This is a genomic window from Fischerella sp. PCC 9605 (assembly GCF_000517105.1).
Lineage (GTDB): Bacteria > Cyanobacteriota > Cyanobacteriia > Cyanobacteriales > Nostocaceae > PCC9605.
In genome coordinates this window covers 1,773,576-1,791,016 of record NZ_KI912149.1, presented here as the reverse complement: position 1 = coordinate 1,791,016, position 17,441 = coordinate 1,773,576, and the positions used below count along the sequence as shown (strand labels likewise).

The following is a 17,441-nucleotide window of genomic DNA, read 5'->3' as shown; positions in this document are numbered from 1 at the left end:
CGCAGCTGCTAGTACATTTGATGAGTACGAAATCCTTGATAAAAATGGTAATTTTTTGTATCTAACGTTGTCACAAACACGTGATTACCTTCAGAATTTAATTGCAAATTCAGGATAAAAGCGATCGCACAGTTCTGTTGGAAAACAGATTGCAAGCAATTCAAAATATTGATATCTGACTTCAGATAATTGATTAATTTCCAATTATTCAAACTATATTTGAGGAATTTGTATGCTGTCAAAAATAAACTTTTGTTACGGCATTTGCGCTCTTATATTCTCTTTGTCATGTGTGGGGATAAATAAGTCGATAGCCCCTCAAAATTCAATCGCTGCTTCTAATCCACAAACAAAAACGCCCGATCCTGTGACACGCGCTCGTATAAACGCAAACTATGGCAAGTTACCTCTAAGCTTTGAAGCGAATCTTGGACAGGCAGACAAGCAGGTGAAATATCTGTCACGGGGCAACGGTTACAGTCTGTTTCTCACACCTACACAAGCAGTACTGGCTTTGAGTAAACCTGTGAAAACACTACCACAGCAGTCAGCTAAGTCTGCAAAGCAGGATGAAAGTACAGTACTGCGAATCCAATGGGTGGGTGCTAATCAAACACCGCAAGTTTTGGGTTTAAATCCCTTGCCTGGAAAGAGTAATTATTTTAGAGGTAAAGATCCGAAAAAGTGGCAAACGAATATTCCAAATTATACCAAAGTGCAATATCGGTCAGTTTATCCAGGTATTGACTTGGTGTACTACGGAAACCAACGGCAGTTGGAATACGACTGGGTTGTGGCTGCTGGTGCAGATCCCCGACTGATTAGGTTAAAGATTACAGGAGCAGATCGACTATCCGTGGATAAACAGGGTGATTTGGTGCTGCACACGCACAGTGGAGAAGTGCGGCAGCATCGACCCCGCATCTACCAGCAAATAAACGGGCAGCAAAAGGCTGTGGCGGGTAGGTATGTGCTTTTGGGCAAGCTTCAAGTTGGATTTGCGCTCGCAGACTATGACACAAGCAAAGCGCTGGTGATTGACCCGGTGCTAAGCTACTCCACCTACCTGGGAGGTAGCCAGGGCAACGGTAATGATTCAAGCTCAAAGATCGCAGTGGATTCACGAGGCAATGCTTATGTGACAGGACAAACTGGCTCAACTGATTTCCCCACAAAAAATGCCTTCGATAGCACATATGGTAGTGGCGATCGCTTTTTAGCATTTGTGACAAAGTTAAACCCAGCCGAAGAAGGCGAAGCCTCCCTTGTCTGGTCTACATACCTTGGAGGCAGCAGTGGTGAGTTTGGCAGTGGTGAGTTTGGCAGGGGCGTTGCAGTGGACTTGCGCGGTAATGTCTATGTGACAGGAGGAACCTACTCAAGTGACTTCCCAACCACCAACAATGCCCTTTCTCGCACTCTGGGTGGTTTCTTTGATGCTTTTGTGACGAAACTGAATGCCGCAGGCAATAGCCTGCTCTACTCTACCTACCTCGGAGGTAGCAGCGGTGTCAGCGGGGCTGATTATAGCAATGGAATTGCGGTAGACTTGCAAGGCAATGCTTATGTGACAGGAGATACTAACTCAACTGATTTCCCAATTAAGAATGCTTTCGACAGCACTTTGAATGGCAACTTAAATGCCTTTGTGACAAAACTGAATCCAGCAGCCTCTGGTTCTACTTCCCTCATCTACTCCACCTACATTGGAGGTAGTGAATTTGATAGTAGCTCTGGTATTGCGGTAGACCTGAAAGGCAATGCTTATGTGACAGGACTAACTTTCTCAGGTGACTTTCCCATCAACAACGCTTTCGATAACACTTTTGTTGGTGGTTCCGAAGCTTTTGTCACAAAGCTGAACCCAAATGCCTCTGGAGCCGCCTCCCTAGTCTACTCCACATATCTTGGAGGCAGCAATGGTGAGTTTGGCAGGGATATTGCAGTAGACTTGCGTGGCAATGCCTATGTAACAGGGAGAACTGAGTCTGCTGACTTCCCGATTAAGAATGCCTTCGATAATACCTTTTCCGGTTCCCAAGATGCCTTCGTCACCAAAGTCAACCCAGCTGCTTCCGGTTCTAGCTCCCTGGTCTGGTCTACCTATCTCGGTGGCAGCGTCTCCAACTATGTTGGGGGTAGCACTGGCAGTGATGAGGGTTTTGGAATTGCAGTAGACCAAAAAGGTAATGCTTATGCGATCGGGTCTACCAACTCGTCTGACTTCCCGGTTAAGAACGCTTTTGATAATACTCTTAGTGGCATTAACGATGCTTTTGTGACCAAGTTGAATGCTACAGGCAATCGCTTACTTTTCTCCTCCTATCTGGGAGGCAGCAACTTTGATAATGGCTATGGAATTGCTGTGGATTTACGAAGAAATATCTATGTGACAGGGGATACTACATCTACTGACTTTCCAACCTACAATGCCTTCGATCCCACTTTAGGCGGCTTCTCTGATGCTTTTGTGACAAAGATTAATTGGAGAGAATATGCAAGTGGGCAAGGGGACGAAGATGAGTGAAAGGCTTCCATGATTATCACCAGGGAAGCGATCGCTTCGGACTGGCACATTGTTAACTCCCGGTTCGCCCCTGCATTTCGGAAGCGCGAAGAAAGACTACTCAGGGGTAAATAGTAGTTGGGAACCCAAGTATTGGAATCCACTCATGCCACTGGAAAAAGATTAATCGCACTCATTTTATTAATGGCGATCGCAAGACGGTTGTGCAGTCTTAGCTCGTACATCACAACAAATTGGCCTACAAAAATACGTCGGCCGTCTTCTTCTTTCTCTGCGCCCTCTGTGCCTAGTGCGGTTTATTAAACAAAAAAGGGCAGGCACATCGCCCACCCTCAACAAAATTATTCTGTTGCTAATTAACCCAACAATTCTTTCGCTTTAGCTACCACATTAGCAACGGTGTAGCCAAATTTCTCCATAGCTACGCCGCCGGGTGCAGAAACACCAAAGCGATCAACGCTAATCATCGCGCCTTCATCACCCACATAGCGGCACCAACCGAAGTTAGAAGCAGCTTCTACAGCCAAGCGCTTTTTAACTGCTTTGGGCAATACCGATTCACGGTATGATTCGCTTTGAGCGTCGAATAGTTCCCAAGAAGGCATGGAGATAACGCGGACTTTTTTACCTTCTTCCTCTAGCTTTTTCGCAGCTTCCACACACAGGGGTACTTCGCTACCAGTTCCGATCAGGATGAGATCGGGTGTACCTTCACCACCAGAAAGAACATAAGCACCTTTGGTTACACTTTCAATGCTGCTTCCTTCTAACTGGGGCAAGTTCTGCCGTGACAATGCCAACAAGGTAGGACGATGCTGATTGGCGTTTTCAATGGCGACTTTGTAAGCACCAGAGGTTTCGTTACCATCGGCGGGACGAATAACCGTCAAGTTAGGAATCGCCCGCAAAGAAGCCAGAGTTTCTACTGGTTGGTGGGTAGGGCCATCTTCACCCAAACCGATGGAGTCGTGAGTCATGACGTAAATGACTCCCGCTTGCGACAGTGCCGACAGGCGAATTGCTGCCCGCATGTAGTCAGCAAACACCAAGAAAGTAGCGCAGTAGGGAATTAATCCAGACTTGTGCAGGGCAATACCGTTACAAATAGAACCCATGCCATGTTCGCGTACGCCGAAACGGAGGTTGCGGTTTTGGTACTGTCCTTTTTGGAAATCACCGCCGCCTTTGATTTCGGTGAGGTTAGAGTGGGTAAGGTCAGCAGAACCGCCAATTAATTCTGGCAGAACGGGTGCTAGGGCATTGAGGGTGATTTCGGAAGTTTTGCGAGTGGCGATCGCCTTATCTCCCGGCTTATATGTGGGTAGTGCTTTCTCCCAGCCTTCTGGAAGTTTACCGCTGACCATCCGCTCGAACTCAGCCGCTTCTTGGGGATATTTGGCTTTGTAGTCAGCAAAGACCTTGTTCCACTCGTCTTCGTATTGAGCCCCGCGTTCTACAGCTTTGCGGAAGTGCTTGAGGGCATCTTCTGGCACTACAAACGGTTCGTATTCCCAACCCAAGTTATTGCGAGTGGCTATTACTTCGTCACCACCAAGGGCAGCACCGTGAACGCCTGCGGTGTTAGCTTTATTGGGGGAGCCGTAACCAATGGTTGTGCGGACTTTAATCAAAGACGGCTTGTCAGTAACTGCTTTTGCAGCTTCAATGGCTTTGTGAATGGCGTCTAAATTTGTGTCGCCATCTGGTATGGCTTGGACGTGCCAGCCGTAAGCCTCAAAACGCTTGCCCACATCTTCTGTGAAGGCAATGTCGGTGGAACCGTCGATGGAAATGTGGTTGTCGTCGTATAGGGCAATTAACTTACCCAATCCCAAGTGTCCTGCCAAGGAACAGGCTTCACTAGATACGCCCTCCATGTTGCAACCATCACCCAGAATTACATAGGTGTAGTGGTCAACAATTTTGGCATCGGGTTTGTTGAACTTTGCAGCGAGATGAGCTTCAGCCATCGCCAAGCCGACCCCATTGGCAATTCCCTGTCCCAATGGCCCAGTGGTTACTTCTACGCCTGGTGTTTCAAAGTTTTCTGGGTGCCCGGGAGTTTTAGAACCCCACTGACGAAACTGTTTGATGTCTTCTATCGTCACGCTGTCATAACCAGTCAAGTGGAGTAGGGCATACTGCAACATACAGCCATGGCCAGCAGACAGAACAAAGCGATCGCGGTTGAACCAATAGGGATTTTTGGGGTTAAACCGCATAAAGCGATCCCACAGCACAAATGCCATCGGAGCAGCACCCATTGGCAGTCCTGGGTGTCCAGACTTAGCCTTTTCTACGGCATCAATTGCCAAAAAGCGGATCGAGTTGATACAAAGTTCTTCAAGGGTTTGGGTTGCAACAGCCATAATAAGATTGTTTTTAACGACGGGTTAGCACTCTTTTCAGTAGCTTTCCACTGTTGGGGATCAAATTTCCCCAAGACAGTATCCTCATCATCCCATTGGTGCTTGTTGACAAACAAGCCGTAGAATTGGGGATTTTTGATCTGGGATTTTAGATTTATTCTAGGAAGGATTGGCCAAAATAATCGGTTGTTAAAGGGACGGAACGTTGTAGCGAGCGTGTCACAGACACTACACTCTCCACAGAGTGAGGAAAAGGTAAAAGTTAAAGGGTAAAGGAATCAAGAAGCCTTTTCCCTTTCACCTTTAACCTTTTACCCAATTGAAAGTTTGATATCAAAATCCAAAATCGCCAATCTCAACCCTAGACATATTTCTTAAAGGCTAGCGTGACGTTATGACCGCCAAAACCAAAAGAATTGGATAGTGCTACTTCAACACGTGCAGGGCGACTAACATTTGGTACGTAGTCTAAATCACACTCTGGATCGGGATTTTCCAGGTTAATCGTTGGTGGTAGGTGGTCATTTGCGATCGCCATTACTGTTGCCACTGCTTCAATGCCACCAGAACCGCCCAGCAAGTGACCTGTCATCGATTTAGTGGAACTGATTGCTACTTTGTAGGCGTGATCTCCCAAGGCTTTTTTCATTGCTGCCGTTTCAGTCGAATCGTTGGCCGGGGTGCTAGTTCCGTGGGCATTGATGTAGTTCACCATCTCGGGAGTAAGTCCCGCGTCCTTGAGCGCCAACTGTATGGCCCTGGCGGCACCTTCTCCACCAGGTACGGGAGAAGTAATATGGTAAGCATCACAGGTCATGCCATAGCCGATTATTTCCGCATAAATTCTCGCACCGCGACTGATGGCGTGTTGCAGTTCTTCTAAGATTAAAATTCCTGTACCTTCACCCATAACAAATCCGTCGCGGTCTTGATCAAAAGGACGGCTAGCATGAGCGGGGTCATCATTGCGGAAGGAAAGTGCTTTACATGCGGCAAACCCAGCAAAAGATAGGGGTGTAATTGCTGCTTCGGCTCCTCCGCAAATCATTGCCTGGGCGTATCCGCCCTGAATCAGACGAAAAGCGTCTCCTATAGAGTTAGAGCCAGCAGCACAGGCAGTTACAGAACAAGAATTAGGCCCTTTTGCTCCAGTGTGAATTGCTGTTAACCCCGCTGCCATGTTGGCAATCATCATGGGAATCATGAAGGGACTACAGCGGTCTGGCCCACGATTAAGGTAGACTGTTTGCTGCTCTTCCATTACCTTTAGACCACCAATGCCAGAACCAATAATCACACCTATTTGTTCTGCGTTCAGGTCATTAATGACTAACCGCGCGTCCGCTAGAGCCTGTTTTGCCGCCGAGACGGCAAATTGGGAAAACCGATCCATACGCTTGGCTTCTTTACGATCCAAGTAATCGTGCGGATCGTAGTTTTTCACCTCACCAGCAATACGGCAAGCGTGGCGAGAAGCATCAAACAAGGTGATTTCGCTAATGCCATTGCGCCCGCTCACCAATCCTTCCCAATACTCGGCTGGTGTATTACCAATCGGTGTAATCGCGCCAACACCAGTTACAACAACGCGTTTACGTATAAAATCTGTCATGACTCAGTTACAGGTGGCTCTCAATGCAGAAAAAAATAGGGCAATGGGGATTGGGGATTGGGGATTCGGAATTGGGGATTGGGCATCGAATTTGGGCATTGGGGATTGGACATTGGGCATTGGATTTTTTCTATACCCCTTGCCCATTGCCCATTGCCCCATGCCCATTGCCCCATGCCCATTGTCCATTGCCCATTGCCCCATGCTTCACGCCCATTGCCCCATGCCCTATTTAGGCGGATGCGGCAACTTTGTCGTTGATGTAATCCACTGCATCTTGAACTGTGGCAATCTTTTCGGCGGCTTCATCAGGAATTTCGATATCAAACTCTTCTTCTAAAGCCATTACCAGTTCTACAGTATCCAGGGAATCAGCGTTTAGGTCGTTGGCAAAACTGGCTTGTGGAGTGACCTTTTCAGCCTCAACTTCCAGTTGCTCAACAACGATTTTCTTGACTTTTTCAAAAATTTCCGCTTGGCTCATAAATGAAATTCCTCAACCAGTTGCTATAATCCGCTCTTTATGGGTGACATGGTTTTGAGCATATACATCTTATCTGAAAGCGCGATCGCATACACTCTTTAAATGGTTCTGTTTTGCAATTCTTACTAAATTTTTTTAAGAATATGCACCTCAGCATCAACAGTCTTGCAACCAACACCAACAAGCGATGATAAAACAGTTATTCTAGAGGCCTAATACCTCTAATTAACAATTTCTATGCTATCTCATACGTTGAAATACGCTTACTACCCTGGTTGTGTTGCTCAAGGAGCTTGCCGGGAACTTCATCAGTCAACAGTTGCTCTCACTAAAGCGTTGGGCATTGAACTGATTGAACTGAAAAAAGCTGCTTGCTGCGGTTCCGGCACTTTTAAAGAAGATTCCCAACTGTTGGAAGATACTGTTAATGCCCGAAATATTTCTTTGGCAGAAGAATTAAATTTGCCTTTACTAACCCATTGCAGCACTTGTCAAGGTGTTATCGGCCATGTCGATGAACGCCTCAAAGAATGCCAAAAAACTAATCCCGATTATGTTGGCCAGGTTAATACCTTGCTGGAAAAAGAAGGCTGTTTGCCTTATCGAGGAACCACTGAAGTTAAACATCTCCTTTACGCTCTCGCAAAGGATTATGGTTTAGAAGAAATTCAACGACGGGTTAGTCGCAAATTAACTGGGCTAAAATGCGCTGCTTTTTACGGCTGCTATCTTCTACGGGCGAAAAAGTCCATGCTTGATGATGATCCCTTCCAGCCGGAGACGATGGAAAATGTCTTTCTAGCAGTGGGAGCAACACCAATTTATTACAGAGGTCGTACGCAATGTTGCGGTTGGCCCCTTGCCAGTTATGCCACCACCCAGTCGTTCAAAATGGCTGGAATGCACATTCAAGAAGCCTTAGAAGCTGGTGCTGATTGTATGGTAACGCCTTGTCCTCTGTGTCACCTGAACTTAGATTCTCGCCAGCCAGAGGTAGAAAAGGTAATTGGGCATAAGCTAGGTTTGCCAGTGCTGCACCTACCCCAGTTGATTGCCCTAGCAATTGGTATTAGTCCCAAAGAACTAGGTTTAGGACGGCACATTGTTTCTACTAAGCCAGTGCTAGAGAAATTAGGACTGTAATTTTAGTTAGTAGATAGTAGTTAGTAGTTAGTAGGTGTATTTGACCACTAACCACTAACCACTAACCACTAACCACTAACCACTAACCACTAACCACTAACCACTAACCACTAACCACTAACCACTAACCACTAACCACTAACCACTAACCACTAACTACTAACTACTAACAGCCTTTATTGTTGATTAAAAGGTTGTTCTATTGGCGTAACCGTGACTACCGAAGGTTCTGTTGGTGTTGCCGTGACTGTTGGAGTGGTGGGTATGTTATCTGCTTGTGGTTGTGATTTTGATGTCGATTCTGGAATGAGTGAGGAGGGGGTGAAAATTGATGTTGGTGCAGTTTCTGAGGATTTTGGTTCAGGTGTTGGTGTTATCGGTGTGATTGGTGTAAAAGTTGGTGCGGGTGAAATTTCTGAGGATGGTGGCTCGATTTCTGGAGTTGGCATTGGTGTAAAGCTTGGCGTTGGTGTGGCTTCTATAGCCGGTTTTGTTTGTGGAATATCAATAGGTTTGGGCGAGTAGTTTGGTAGTGGTAGAGCAGGTTCACTATTTGATTGTTTTGATCGCCTAGGTTTTACTTTTGTTGGTTCTGGGAAATCTGGTTTTAATGCCGGATCTATCTTGGGTGTGGTTTGGGGAAAAGGTGACAGCTTAGGAGTGGGTATGAGTGTCGGTGCAGCAATGGGTGATGGCTCGGCAGTCGCTGTTGCTGTAGGCTTAGGTATAACTGATGGCTTGGTAGTTGTCTGAGGCTTTGTTGTGGCTGGTTGCGTAGGTGTGGGTGTGGAACGATGCCAGTTAAACCAAGCTAGCAATCCACCTGAAGCTAAAATTCCAGTGGTGATGATTCCTTTGGGCGATAGCAAAAAGTTTTGCCGATAATGCTCGGATGAAGGCAAAGGATCTTTCGTCACTATGTTCATGCGAGTTAGTGGCGGTGATGAAGAGGGTGGCAGGGGTTTGGCAGCCTTCAGAGAACCTTGATGGTTGATCCCAGGTTGATGTTGATGACCGTTTTTTGTCGAGCCAAAATTTGATGGAGGAGCAGTTTGCTGTGTAACAGGTTGAAGAGTAACAGTGATCTCTGTGTTTTGGTTTCCAGAGTTAGGAACAGTCACCTCAACTTGTTGCTGACTTTTCTGTTTTTCCTGGAAATTATGGTTTTCCCCGCTGCCATTTAGTAAACTTTGAGACTGAGAAATCGATAGAGATGGGAAATGATGCTGTTCCTGTGAGGAAAGTAAATTGAAATTGTGGCGAGTTACAGCAACTCCCGTTTCGTCATTCAAAGATTCCCGTAATTCTATAGCTCTAGTCAAATATTTAAGCGCAGTGCTATTTTCTTCTAGACAAAGGGCGCGAGTACCCAATTGATGCAATGCCCAAGCTTCTGAAGCTTTATCTCGTTCGGCTTGAGATGCTTGCAGTCCTCTTTGCAGCACTTCTTCCCACAAACCCCATCGCTTGCTCAAAGCGAGTGCACTTTCCATTAATTTAACCAAGCGCAAGACATTCTGCCAACGGCTAGATCTGACTGCTAATTCTAAGATTTGCACGATCGCGTCAGCTTCTGAAAATAATGTTTTTGAGTGCTTTTGATGCTGTTGTGCCCAATTTGTAAAGTAAGCGATCGCACTTTCTAGAGGTTCTTTTAGCTTCCATTCTGGTGGCAAAACTTCTGCTATTGTTTTGCAGATGCTATAGCGAGAGCCTTCCTGTTGGATGAGATGACGCCGAAGCAAATTCTCTAACATCTCAAGAGTGTTAGGTATTTGCGTAATAGCTGCGATCGCTTCCTGCGACAACCCTACGCCATCTATCAAAGCTAACAGAGCCAAAATGCTTTTTTGCGGTTCCCTCAGCGAGTCAATGATTTGTTGGATGATATATTTACCTGGTTCGGAAGTTGGCAATTGACTGACGACTTGGGCTAGCGTTCGCTTTTCTTCCAGCATGTAGGCGATCGCTAGCTGTATATGCATCGGATGCCCGTTTAAAATGATACACAATGATCTAGCAGCAGGTAATTCCTCCATAGTGAGGGAGCGCTGTATTTTTTCTTCTACAAAAACTAGAGCATCTTGGACAGACAGCCCAGACAGCGCGATAGAATATGCCTGTTTGTGAATACGCTGCTTTGAAGAAGCTAACACTAAGGTACAGTTGCTTGTAGCATTTCTCAACTGTTGCACTTCAGCTTGGATGAGTTTATTACCGTCATCCAGTAAGATCAGTACTTGTTTATCCTGAATTTTTTGCCGAATTTGGTTATCAGTAGGTTTATAAGGAATATTGCTTTCATAAAAAGCTTCCCAGATGGACTCGAGTAAATCGCCCACATACGGGTGAATAGGAGATAGGCGAATGACACCATCAGCGAACGCAGAATTGGCTTGTAATTCTTGCTCTAAACAACCTAATAAAAAAGTTTTGCCAAAACCTGCGGGACTATAAAATTCTACTGTTTGTCCAGATTCTAGGGCTGCGATCGCGTCTTTGATTGATACTTCACGCTCCAGTAATCTATCGCTCGGGGGTTGACGTATGAATACTGGTGCAGAACGCTTTTCTAAAGTGAGTTGCTCTTGTGTGGTTGCTAATTCTGCGATCGCGCCGTAGCTTGCACCAACCTCGATCGTGTGATTCCCAACAGCCAGCTTACCAATAGTTTCCGTCTGTATATTTACTTTTAGACTGCTGTGCGGCATGGATTGTTCTCCAGTCATGAAGTCGAATTTTCCCCTATGTACCGCGATATTGCTATGATTTTGACATAGATTTTACATTCATTTTTTGTATAAGCAAATATTCAATATTTTTACTTATATAATACTACTTCAGTAAGTAAAAAGTAATCATCAGTAGCTAGTAGTTGGTTGGTATTTGGTGATTCGTTGTTCCAATCACAAACAACAATAGACATCTCCGAAAATAAACCTCAAACCTTGCCCAGTCTGGGCTGATATCTCATTTCTGGAGAGGTTCACTTGCTAGCCATAATAGTCATCACAAGAAATACGTTAGTTTGAACGCACCCCAACTAACCTTGTGGTAGGGATGGATATTTACCCTTTCCCCTTACCCTTTAACATGCATCCCAGCTATAACTCCAGATCAAAGGTGCTAATCCAAAAAGTATTAGAGATAAATATACCAAACTTCTGACACACAAAAAAACTAAAAAAGGTGGGAAAAGTCCCACCCTCTTTATACTTACATTAACTTTCAGTAATCCTTCTCAGGAAAAAGTAAAAAGTTACGTATTACATAACGCCTCTTTTTACTTTTTATGGCTTTCTCCCCAACCAGTTAAACAACTTGAACAGACTGTGAATCAGGGAGGGACGTTTTGCCATTTTCTAAATTAATTTTCACTACCTTCTTTTTAGCTTCTTCTACTTTTGGTAGTGTTAATGTCAAAACGCCATTCTTGAAATCAGCTTTGACTTGGTCATTATTGATAGGGACAGGCAGAGGAATTGTGCGTTGGAACTTACCATAACGGAACTCAGAGCGTAAGTATCCGCGTTCTTCGGTTTTTCTTTCTTGTCGAGTTTCGCCGGCAATAGATACAGCTTCTCTTGCTACTTGAATGTCTAAGTCTTTGCCTTCAATACCCGGAATTTCAGCCCTTAAAATCAGTTGATCGTTTGTATTTTCCAACTCGATTGCGGGTGCCCAAGTTGTTGTATACTCACGATTAAATCCAGCAAGTTCGTCAAACATACGATCCATTTGACGACGAATGCTTTCCATTTCTTGGAATGGTTGCCAACGTACAAGTGCCATAAATTTTTAACCTCCTTGGAAACAGTATTACAACTGAATTGAAGGTAGATTCAAAAATTGTCTATCACTCTTAAGTAGTTTAGGCGTTTTTTCTATCGCCTTTATCTTTATATTTGCTGAAAATAGCAATTTTAGTAGTGAGGTAAACCCTACTTATCCAGGTTGTGGTTTCTAGACATTTATTTGTTGTTGGTTGTTGGTTGGTAGTTGGTTGGAAAATCCCAAACAACTACCAACTACCAACCAATAACAATCATGACTTTTGTCCAATTTGGCGTTGCAATTGCTTTAGAGATTGATAAATATCCGGTAAACGAGGCAAAATAGCAGACACTTTCAGAAAAGTTTTGTGGGGTACGGCTGGGGTTCCGGAGACGATTTCTCCCGGTAAAACATCGCTGTGAATTCCAGCTTTAGCAGATGCGATCGCCCCATCCCCTATCTTCACCTGATTGGCAATACCTACTTGTCCTGCCAAAATCACGCGGTTTCCGATTTTGACTCCTCCTGCCATTCCAGATTGACCTGCTAATGCACAACCCGCACCAATTTGGCAACCGTGACCAATTTGTACTAAATTGTCAATAATTGTATGACGGCCTACCCGTGTTTCTCCTACGGCTGGGCGATCGATAGCGCTGTTACAGCCAACGACTACACCATCTTCTAAAACGGTGTAACCTGATTGTTCCACTTTTAACCAACCAGTGGCAGTGGGCACAAAGCCGAAGCCTTCTGCACCAATGACTGCGCCACTGTGAATCTCGCAATCTGCACCAATCAGGGTACGTTCATGGATAGTGCAATTAGCGTGTAAAGTAGTGCGATCGCCTATCTTAGTATCAGGATAAATTACAACATTGGCATGAATACATGCGCCATTGCCAACTTCTACTGCTTGATGAATCACTACATGCGGCCCAATGTAAACATCAGTACCGATTTTCACGGTGGGATGAATTACAGCAGTAGGATGAATTTCTGGATCGGGACGCCAGGGTTGGTAGAAAAACTTGAGCGTTCTCGCAAATATCAGTTTTGGTTCTGGGGTTGCGATCCAGGCGATACCGCGCTCTTGCGCTTGTGCCTGTAATGCTTCATCTTGAGGCAAAATTAAAGCACTGGCACCTGTTTTGCCCACCATTGCCGCAAATTTTAACCCCTCAATATAGCTGATAGTACCACTTGTTGCTTCATCAACTGCTGCGACGCTTGTGATTTCTGGGTTATTGTCTTTATTTACATTGAGACTATTAGAAACAGCGGCGTCACCGAGTTTTGCTAAGATTTCGCTAAATTTCATAGTTATAAAAAAGTCCTTACATATCAAGAGGTGCTAGGAACTAGAGGTACCCCTGTCAAAGTGTGAGTCTCCCAAATGGATTTTTCTTGGTGTCTTAGTGTCTTGGTGTTTCAATAATTCTTTTTTCACCACCAAGACACTAAGACACAAAGAGGAAAATAGTTTTCTCTACTAAGATTTGGGTTCGTTTTTACCCACATTGACAGGACTAGAGGCACTTAGGTTAGGGGCTAGTATAAAACTTTTATCCATTCCTAATCTCTAGTCCCTAATTACTCCTTCAGTAGCAAATAATATAGAGTACCATTTCCACCTGTTATACCAGCGCGATCGCCAGCTAATTTACCAGTTCCCATAAAATAATCCACTCGTCCTGGCCCTTTGATGGCGCTGCCGGTATCGTGATCTAATACGAAGCGACTGACTCGACGAAAAACCAGTTTTCCACCGCTAGCAGCATAGGGAAATCTGGAGTTCACTATTGCTAGCGCTCCCGGAGGCATGAGAGATTTATCTGTAGCAATAGAACGCTCTGGCGTTACTGGTACACCAATACTTCCAGTAGCTGCTGTACCCCCAGTTTCCTTAAAAAAGACAAAGCGTTCCCAACGTGGTAAATAATTATTCAACTCGTTGGGATGTTGACGAAAGTACGCGATCACCTTGGGTAGCGTTAAACCTTTTAAGACTACTTTGCCATCATTAGCTAGTTCTTTACCAACACTAGTCCAAGGGTAATCAGTCCCTCCTGCATAGCCAATAGAGGTTCTTGTCCCATCGGTTAACCTCAACTGGGCAGAACCTTGAATTTGTACTAAATATGGATCTAGACGATCGCGGAACCAAAACAACTCTAAACCGTGTAATGGGCTTTTATCACCTAGTAAACCATCTTTGCCCTCTAAATCTATACGTTTGGGGTGCGGTTTCGCCCATTGGTCAAAGTCGGATGGCAATCGATAGACAGGATATTTATATACAGATGTACGAACGCGACTGGCAGTATAAACCGGCTCGTAATAAGCAGTGAATTTAACAGTGCCTTGACCGTCGTTACCGACTGATTTATAAAAGACAAACTCTTTCCGCACAGCAGCTTGCAGTTGTGCTGGTGATTTAGAACTAACCACCAACTGACGAAAACGCTGCAAGCTACGACGAACCCGATCGAGGGTAATTTCTGGAATGGGATAATTTTGATACGCTGCAATAGCCTTGGTAGTTGTCAGGTAACGCAAACTGTTGTCAATAGCTGTCAACAGAGCTTTGCGATCGCCTCGTTTGCCCTTTGTGCCCCAAATTTGTTCATCCCAACCCAAACATTGATAAGCAGGTGTACAGACTATTTCCAAGGTTATCGGTTTTAACGGTGGCTGTACCTCTGGCACGCTTATTGGCACTTGCGGTGGTGATTGTTCGGGGAAATTGCCTGGTAATGGCTGTGGTGTGAAGTTAGGAACCTGAGCCAATACTGAGCAAATAGGGTTGACAAGGAAAATTCCCAGACTCAAGGAAACCAAAGCAAGCGTTTTGTTCATAATTATGTAAATCTTTCCACACTAGAACTAAAAAGTGGTTCTACTCGGATTGCCACAATCCGAGAGGGGCGCACTACCATGTATTCACCCTGAATGTTTTTGATCGGCACGTTGATAAAGTCATCAGAAGCAGATTTTGGCATAAGTTCAGCACTATACCATTTCTGAAATTCTTGAATCGTTGGAAAACGCACTTCTTCTCGATGACCGCTTGCCATTAATAGGTGCACTGCGTATTCATTTGGAGTTCTAGGCATATAATTGCATCATTTAAAACACATCCAACCCATTTTGGACTACGCACTGCCTGAATGGGAAGAGGAAAAACATACAGTAGTGAGCCGAACCAGGAGGATTTGAATTAATAACTTATCACCGATCGCCATTAACTCTTCAGTATTACTTCCGCCTATGACGGTTATTCCCCTAACAAGGGTTCCCTGGCGGGACTGGGGAGGTGGGGAGAGTGAGGGAAGAACCAATAACCACTAACCACTAACCACTAACTATTTTTTTCAAAACTTAATATTTTATGATCGTTAACTAAATAAATCTCAAAAACATAGGGCTAGTGTTACAGGATTTTAACTTTAAAATATTAACCAGATTATAGAATTCAGTCAGTTAATTTCATCAAAAACTAAGCTTGTGAAAACCTTTGCTTTCTGCTTACTATTTCTTATTGATACTTTAAAAAGTAAAGTTTAGTTTCAAAAATAGCTACTCTCATCTAACCATGCTAATCTAATAATTGAAGCTACAAAGCTTCCCTGGCAGATAAAACAGCTAGTTGAAAAATAAAAAGAGGTAAAAACGCTGTTGAAGTTACATCTGTCTCGTAACGAGATAACAACACCCGACTCGAGAGATGATATTTCCTCATAGTGAGAGAAAGGGGGCGCTGTAACTGATTGGTATCACTGATTTAAAAGGTGATTAGCCCAGTACATCCCCGGCTAGAATTAGCAATGAGAGGAAATCACTCATCCGGTAGATGCTTGGGTGTTGTTATTTTTTTAAAACTATGCCTATAAATTAGCCCTGTCAAGGTGTGTTAAAAAAGTCCAATTTGCTTTTAAGGGACAATCTTGGTGATTTTACTTGGTGTCTTGGTGTCTTCGTGGTTAATAAAATTTATTTCTGAACCACAAAAGCACATAGACGCGATAGCAGTTTCCCGCAGGGTAGACACAAAGAAAACTTGATGCTAAAGCAGAAGATTGGAGCGATTCTACAACAAGCCGTCGTTATTATCGGCTGACTAGTTGTCACCACGCTAGAAGCTGTTGCTAGAAATGCAGAATTTGTTGTTAGCAACACGAGTGCGATCGCTAGGAACATTCAAACTGTTGTCACCAAAATTCAAATTGTTGTTAAGACTGCTGAAACCGTCGTTAGGACACAGGTATAGGACATAGCTATTACTCTTTTCTTAGTCTCCACCCAGCAATATTTTTGATTGGTCGAGTACTAGGTGTAAGGTGTAAGCTGGTACGAAGTGAATTAGCATCAGACAGTTAAAATAGCGCCTTATGTCAATAATTGCTCTTAGAGCATGGTATCTTGAGGATTACGAACCTATACAGGAAGTGGAAAAACGTCCGCCAGACATTCGCCTCAGCAAGAAAAGTCTGTTGAAATCAGGGCTAAGAGCGGATTTCTTAGAAGACAGCGAGGAAATAAAGAAATCGACTTGGTTCGAGCGCTATCTAGAAGGCGAGAATATTGAATTTTATATAGAGGGCAGTGGTGGCTACTGTGTAGCTAATATTGACTTGATTAGTCATGAAATTTATTTTACCAAACAGTCAGTATTAGGGCAGTTAGAACCAACTATTTTTTTCTGTTCTCAAACAGAATATCCACCTGCAACTGATGCTCTACGCGAGGCGTTAACGATCGGCTTAGAAAATTTAAATTTGCGATCGCGTTTACCCCTGAAATTAATAGAATCTTATCGCCCCAAAGATGGTTCTTTAAGGCTGGGAAGTGCCATGATGCGAAAAATCCGTAAGAGTTTGTTGTTTATTGCAGATGCTACACCCATTGCAAGCATTGAGGGCAAACAAACTGCTCAATTAATTCCCAGTCCAACTGTTTGTGTTGAAATTGGTTATGCGATTCAAAGTAAACGAACTGAACAAATTTTACTTGCACAAATGCAGCGTCCTGATTTGTCAGGAAAGTTTCCCTTTGACTTGCCACCAACACAAATTTTACAGTTTCAAGACAGTATAGAATTGAATAAAATTTTACTGCAAACAATTGAAACTCAACTTATGCGATTTAAATTGTTTTTTTGATAAAAATTGGTTAGTAGTTAGTAGTTATAGGACTAGTATTTGATTTTTGAAAAGATACGTAGGGGAGGCAAAAAGGGGTGTGGATTTTCCTCCCCCTTTATTGCCGTTGCGTTACGCCAAAGGCTAACGCACCATTCTATATTTTTGGTGCCGTACTCTCGCCGATAACTTAGATTTTTTCAATAATCAAACCGGATTCCTATAGTAGTTAGTTGGTAATTAAACCGATCTGATTTGCATTTAAGCATATCTACTCTACGGAAAGCCGCCCTAAGCGCATTTACGATAGCGTAATGCACCCAGAAGCAGATCAATGGTGCGTTACGAGTAGCGCTAACACACCTACCCCTACCATCTACCATCCGCAAAT

General features: G+C 44.1%; 13 protein-coding genes. 3 read left to right on the top strand and 10 right to left on the bottom strand.

Annotated features, from left to right (window positions below):
* Nucleotides 1-8: 8 nt before the first annotated feature.
* Nucleotides 9-212, bottom strand: coding sequence for a hypothetical protein (locus FIS9605_RS44295; RefSeq protein ID WP_231510424.1), 204 nt, complete (start codon nucleotides 210-212; stop codon nucleotides 9-11).
* A 155-nt stretch (nucleotides 213-367) separates the two neighbouring features.
* Here FIS9605_RS44295 and FIS9605_RS39940 point away from each other — a divergent pair, with 155 nt between their 5' ends.
* Nucleotides 368-2,527 (top strand): DUF7948 domain-containing protein, encoded by a 2,160-nt coding sequence (locus FIS9605_RS39940; protein ID WP_051470102.1) that lies wholly within the window; start codon nucleotides 368-370, stop codon nucleotides 2,525-2,527.
* A 356-nt stretch (nucleotides 2,528-2,883) separates the two neighbouring features.
* On the opposite strand, the gene tkt is transcribed toward FIS9605_RS39940, so the two are convergent.
* The 4 genes from tkt to FIS9605_RS0122725 all read right to left on the bottom strand — a co-directional run bounded on the left by tkt (nucleotide 2,884) and on the right by FIS9605_RS0122725 (nucleotide 6,992).
* Nucleotides 2,884-4,896, bottom strand: coding sequence for a transketolase (gene tkt, locus FIS9605_RS0122740; RefSeq protein WP_026734655.1), 2,013 nt, complete (start codon nucleotides 4,894-4,896; stop codon nucleotides 2,884-2,886).
* 361 nt (nucleotides 4,897-5,257) lie between these two features.
* Nucleotides 5,258-6,508, bottom strand: coding sequence for a beta-ketoacyl-ACP synthase II (gene fabF, locus FIS9605_RS0122735; protein WP_026734654.1), 1,251 nt, complete (start codon nucleotides 6,506-6,508; stop codon nucleotides 5,258-5,260).
* Between the two features lie 3 nt (nucleotides 6,509-6,511).
* Entirely contained in the window at nucleotides 6,512-6,697 is a 186-nt protein-coding gene (locus FIS9605_RS42950) for a hypothetical protein (RefSeq protein ID WP_155960485.1), read from the bottom strand.
* Between the two features lie 43 nt (nucleotides 6,698-6,740).
* Nucleotides 6,741-6,992: an acyl carrier protein gene (locus FIS9605_RS0122725; RefSeq protein ID WP_026734652.1), complete on the bottom strand. Its 252-nt coding sequence runs from the start codon at nucleotides 6,990-6,992 to the stop codon at nucleotides 6,741-6,743.
* A gap of 237 nt (nucleotides 6,993-7,229) precedes the next feature.
* Here FIS9605_RS0122725 and FIS9605_RS0122720 point away from each other — a divergent pair, with 237 nt between their 5' ends.
* Nucleotides 7,230-8,135, top strand: coding sequence for a CoB--CoM heterodisulfide reductase iron-sulfur subunit B family protein (locus FIS9605_RS0122720; protein ID WP_026734651.1), 906 nt, complete (start codon nucleotides 7,230-7,232; stop codon nucleotides 8,133-8,135).
* Between the two features lie 176 nt (nucleotides 8,136-8,311).
* On the opposite strand, the gene FIS9605_RS0122715 is transcribed toward FIS9605_RS0122720, so the two are convergent.
* From FIS9605_RS0122715 to FIS9605_RS0122695, 5 genes are all read right to left on the bottom strand, one after another.
* Nucleotides 8,312-10,864, bottom strand: coding sequence for an ATPase AAA (locus tag FIS9605_RS0122715; RefSeq protein ID WP_035140001.1), 2,553 nt, complete (start codon nucleotides 10,862-10,864; stop codon nucleotides 8,312-8,314).
* Between the two features lie 583 nt (nucleotides 10,865-11,447).
* Complete coding sequence (locus tag FIS9605_RS0122710; protein WP_026734649.1) at nucleotides 11,448-11,927, bottom strand: Hsp20/alpha crystallin family protein; 480 nt, start codon at nucleotides 11,925-11,927, stop codon at nucleotides 11,448-11,450.
* Nucleotides 11,928-12,180: 253 nt separating this feature from the next.
* Nucleotides 12,181-13,230, bottom strand: coding sequence for a UDP-3-O-(3-hydroxymyristoyl)glucosamine N-acyltransferase (lpxD, locus tag FIS9605_RS0122705; protein ID WP_026734648.1), 1,050 nt, complete (start codon nucleotides 13,228-13,230; stop codon nucleotides 12,181-12,183).
* A gap of 272 nt (nucleotides 13,231-13,502) precedes the next feature.
* Nucleotides 13,503-14,768 carry a murein transglycosylase A gene (gene mltA, locus FIS9605_RS0122700; protein WP_026734647.1) on the bottom strand — a complete coding sequence of 422 codons (1,266 nt, stop codon included), beginning with the start codon at nucleotides 14,766-14,768 and terminating at the stop codon, nucleotides 13,503-13,505.
* Nucleotides 14,769-14,770: 2 nt separating this feature from the next.
* Nucleotides 14,771-15,025 carry a hypothetical protein gene (locus tag FIS9605_RS0122695; protein WP_026734646.1) on the bottom strand — a complete coding sequence of 85 codons (255 nt, stop codon included), beginning with the start codon at nucleotides 15,023-15,025 and terminating at the stop codon, nucleotides 14,771-14,773.
* A 1,275-nt stretch (nucleotides 15,026-16,300) separates the two neighbouring features.
* Here FIS9605_RS0122695 and FIS9605_RS0122690 point away from each other — a divergent pair.
* Entirely contained in the window at nucleotides 16,301-17,071 is a 771-nt protein-coding gene (locus tag FIS9605_RS0122690; protein WP_026734645.1) for a hypothetical protein, read from the top strand.
* The last annotated feature ends 370 nt before the right edge of the window (nucleotides 17,072-17,441 follow it).

Bases quoted from the DNA above. Each gene is read 5' to 3' on its own strand.
- tkt (WP_026734655.1), bottom strand. From the start codon at position 4,896: ATGGCTGTTGCAACCCAAACCCTTGAAGAACTTTGTATCAACTCGATC.
- fabF (WP_026734654.1), bottom strand. From the start codon at position 6,508: ATGACAGATTTTATACGTAAACGCGTTGTTGTAACTGGTGTTGGCGCG.
- FIS9605_RS42950 (WP_155960485.1), bottom strand. From the start codon at position 6,697: ATGGACAATGGGCATGGGGCAATGGGCATGGGGCAATGGGCAATGGGC.
- FIS9605_RS0122725 (WP_026734652.1), bottom strand. From the start codon at position 6,992: ATGAGCCAAGCGGAAATTTTTGAAAAAGTCAAGAAAATCGTTGTTGAG.
- FIS9605_RS0122720 (WP_026734651.1), top strand. From the start codon at position 7,230: ATGCTATCTCATACGTTGAAATACGCTTACTACCCTGGTTGTGTTGCT.
- FIS9605_RS0122715 (WP_035140001.1), bottom strand. From the start codon at position 10,864: ATGACTGGAGAACAATCCATGCCGCACAGCAGTCTAAAAGTAAATATA.
- FIS9605_RS0122710 (WP_026734649.1), bottom strand. From the start codon at position 11,927: ATGGCACTTGTACGTTGGCAACCATTCCAAGAAATGGAAAGCATTCGT.
- lpxD (WP_026734648.1), bottom strand. From the start codon at position 13,230: ATGAAATTTAGCGAAATCTTAGCAAAACTCGGTGACGCCGCTGTTTCT.
- mltA (WP_026734647.1), bottom strand. From the start codon at position 14,768: ATGAACAAAACGCTTGCTTTGGTTTCCTTGAGTCTGGGAATTTTCCTT.
- FIS9605_RS0122695 (WP_026734646.1), bottom strand. From the start codon at position 15,025: ATGCCTAGAACTCCAAATGAATACGCAGTGCACCTATTAATGGCAAGC.
- FIS9605_RS0122690 (WP_026734645.1), top strand. From the start codon at position 16,301: ATGTCAATAATTGCTCTTAGAGCATGGTATCTTGAGGATTACGAACCT.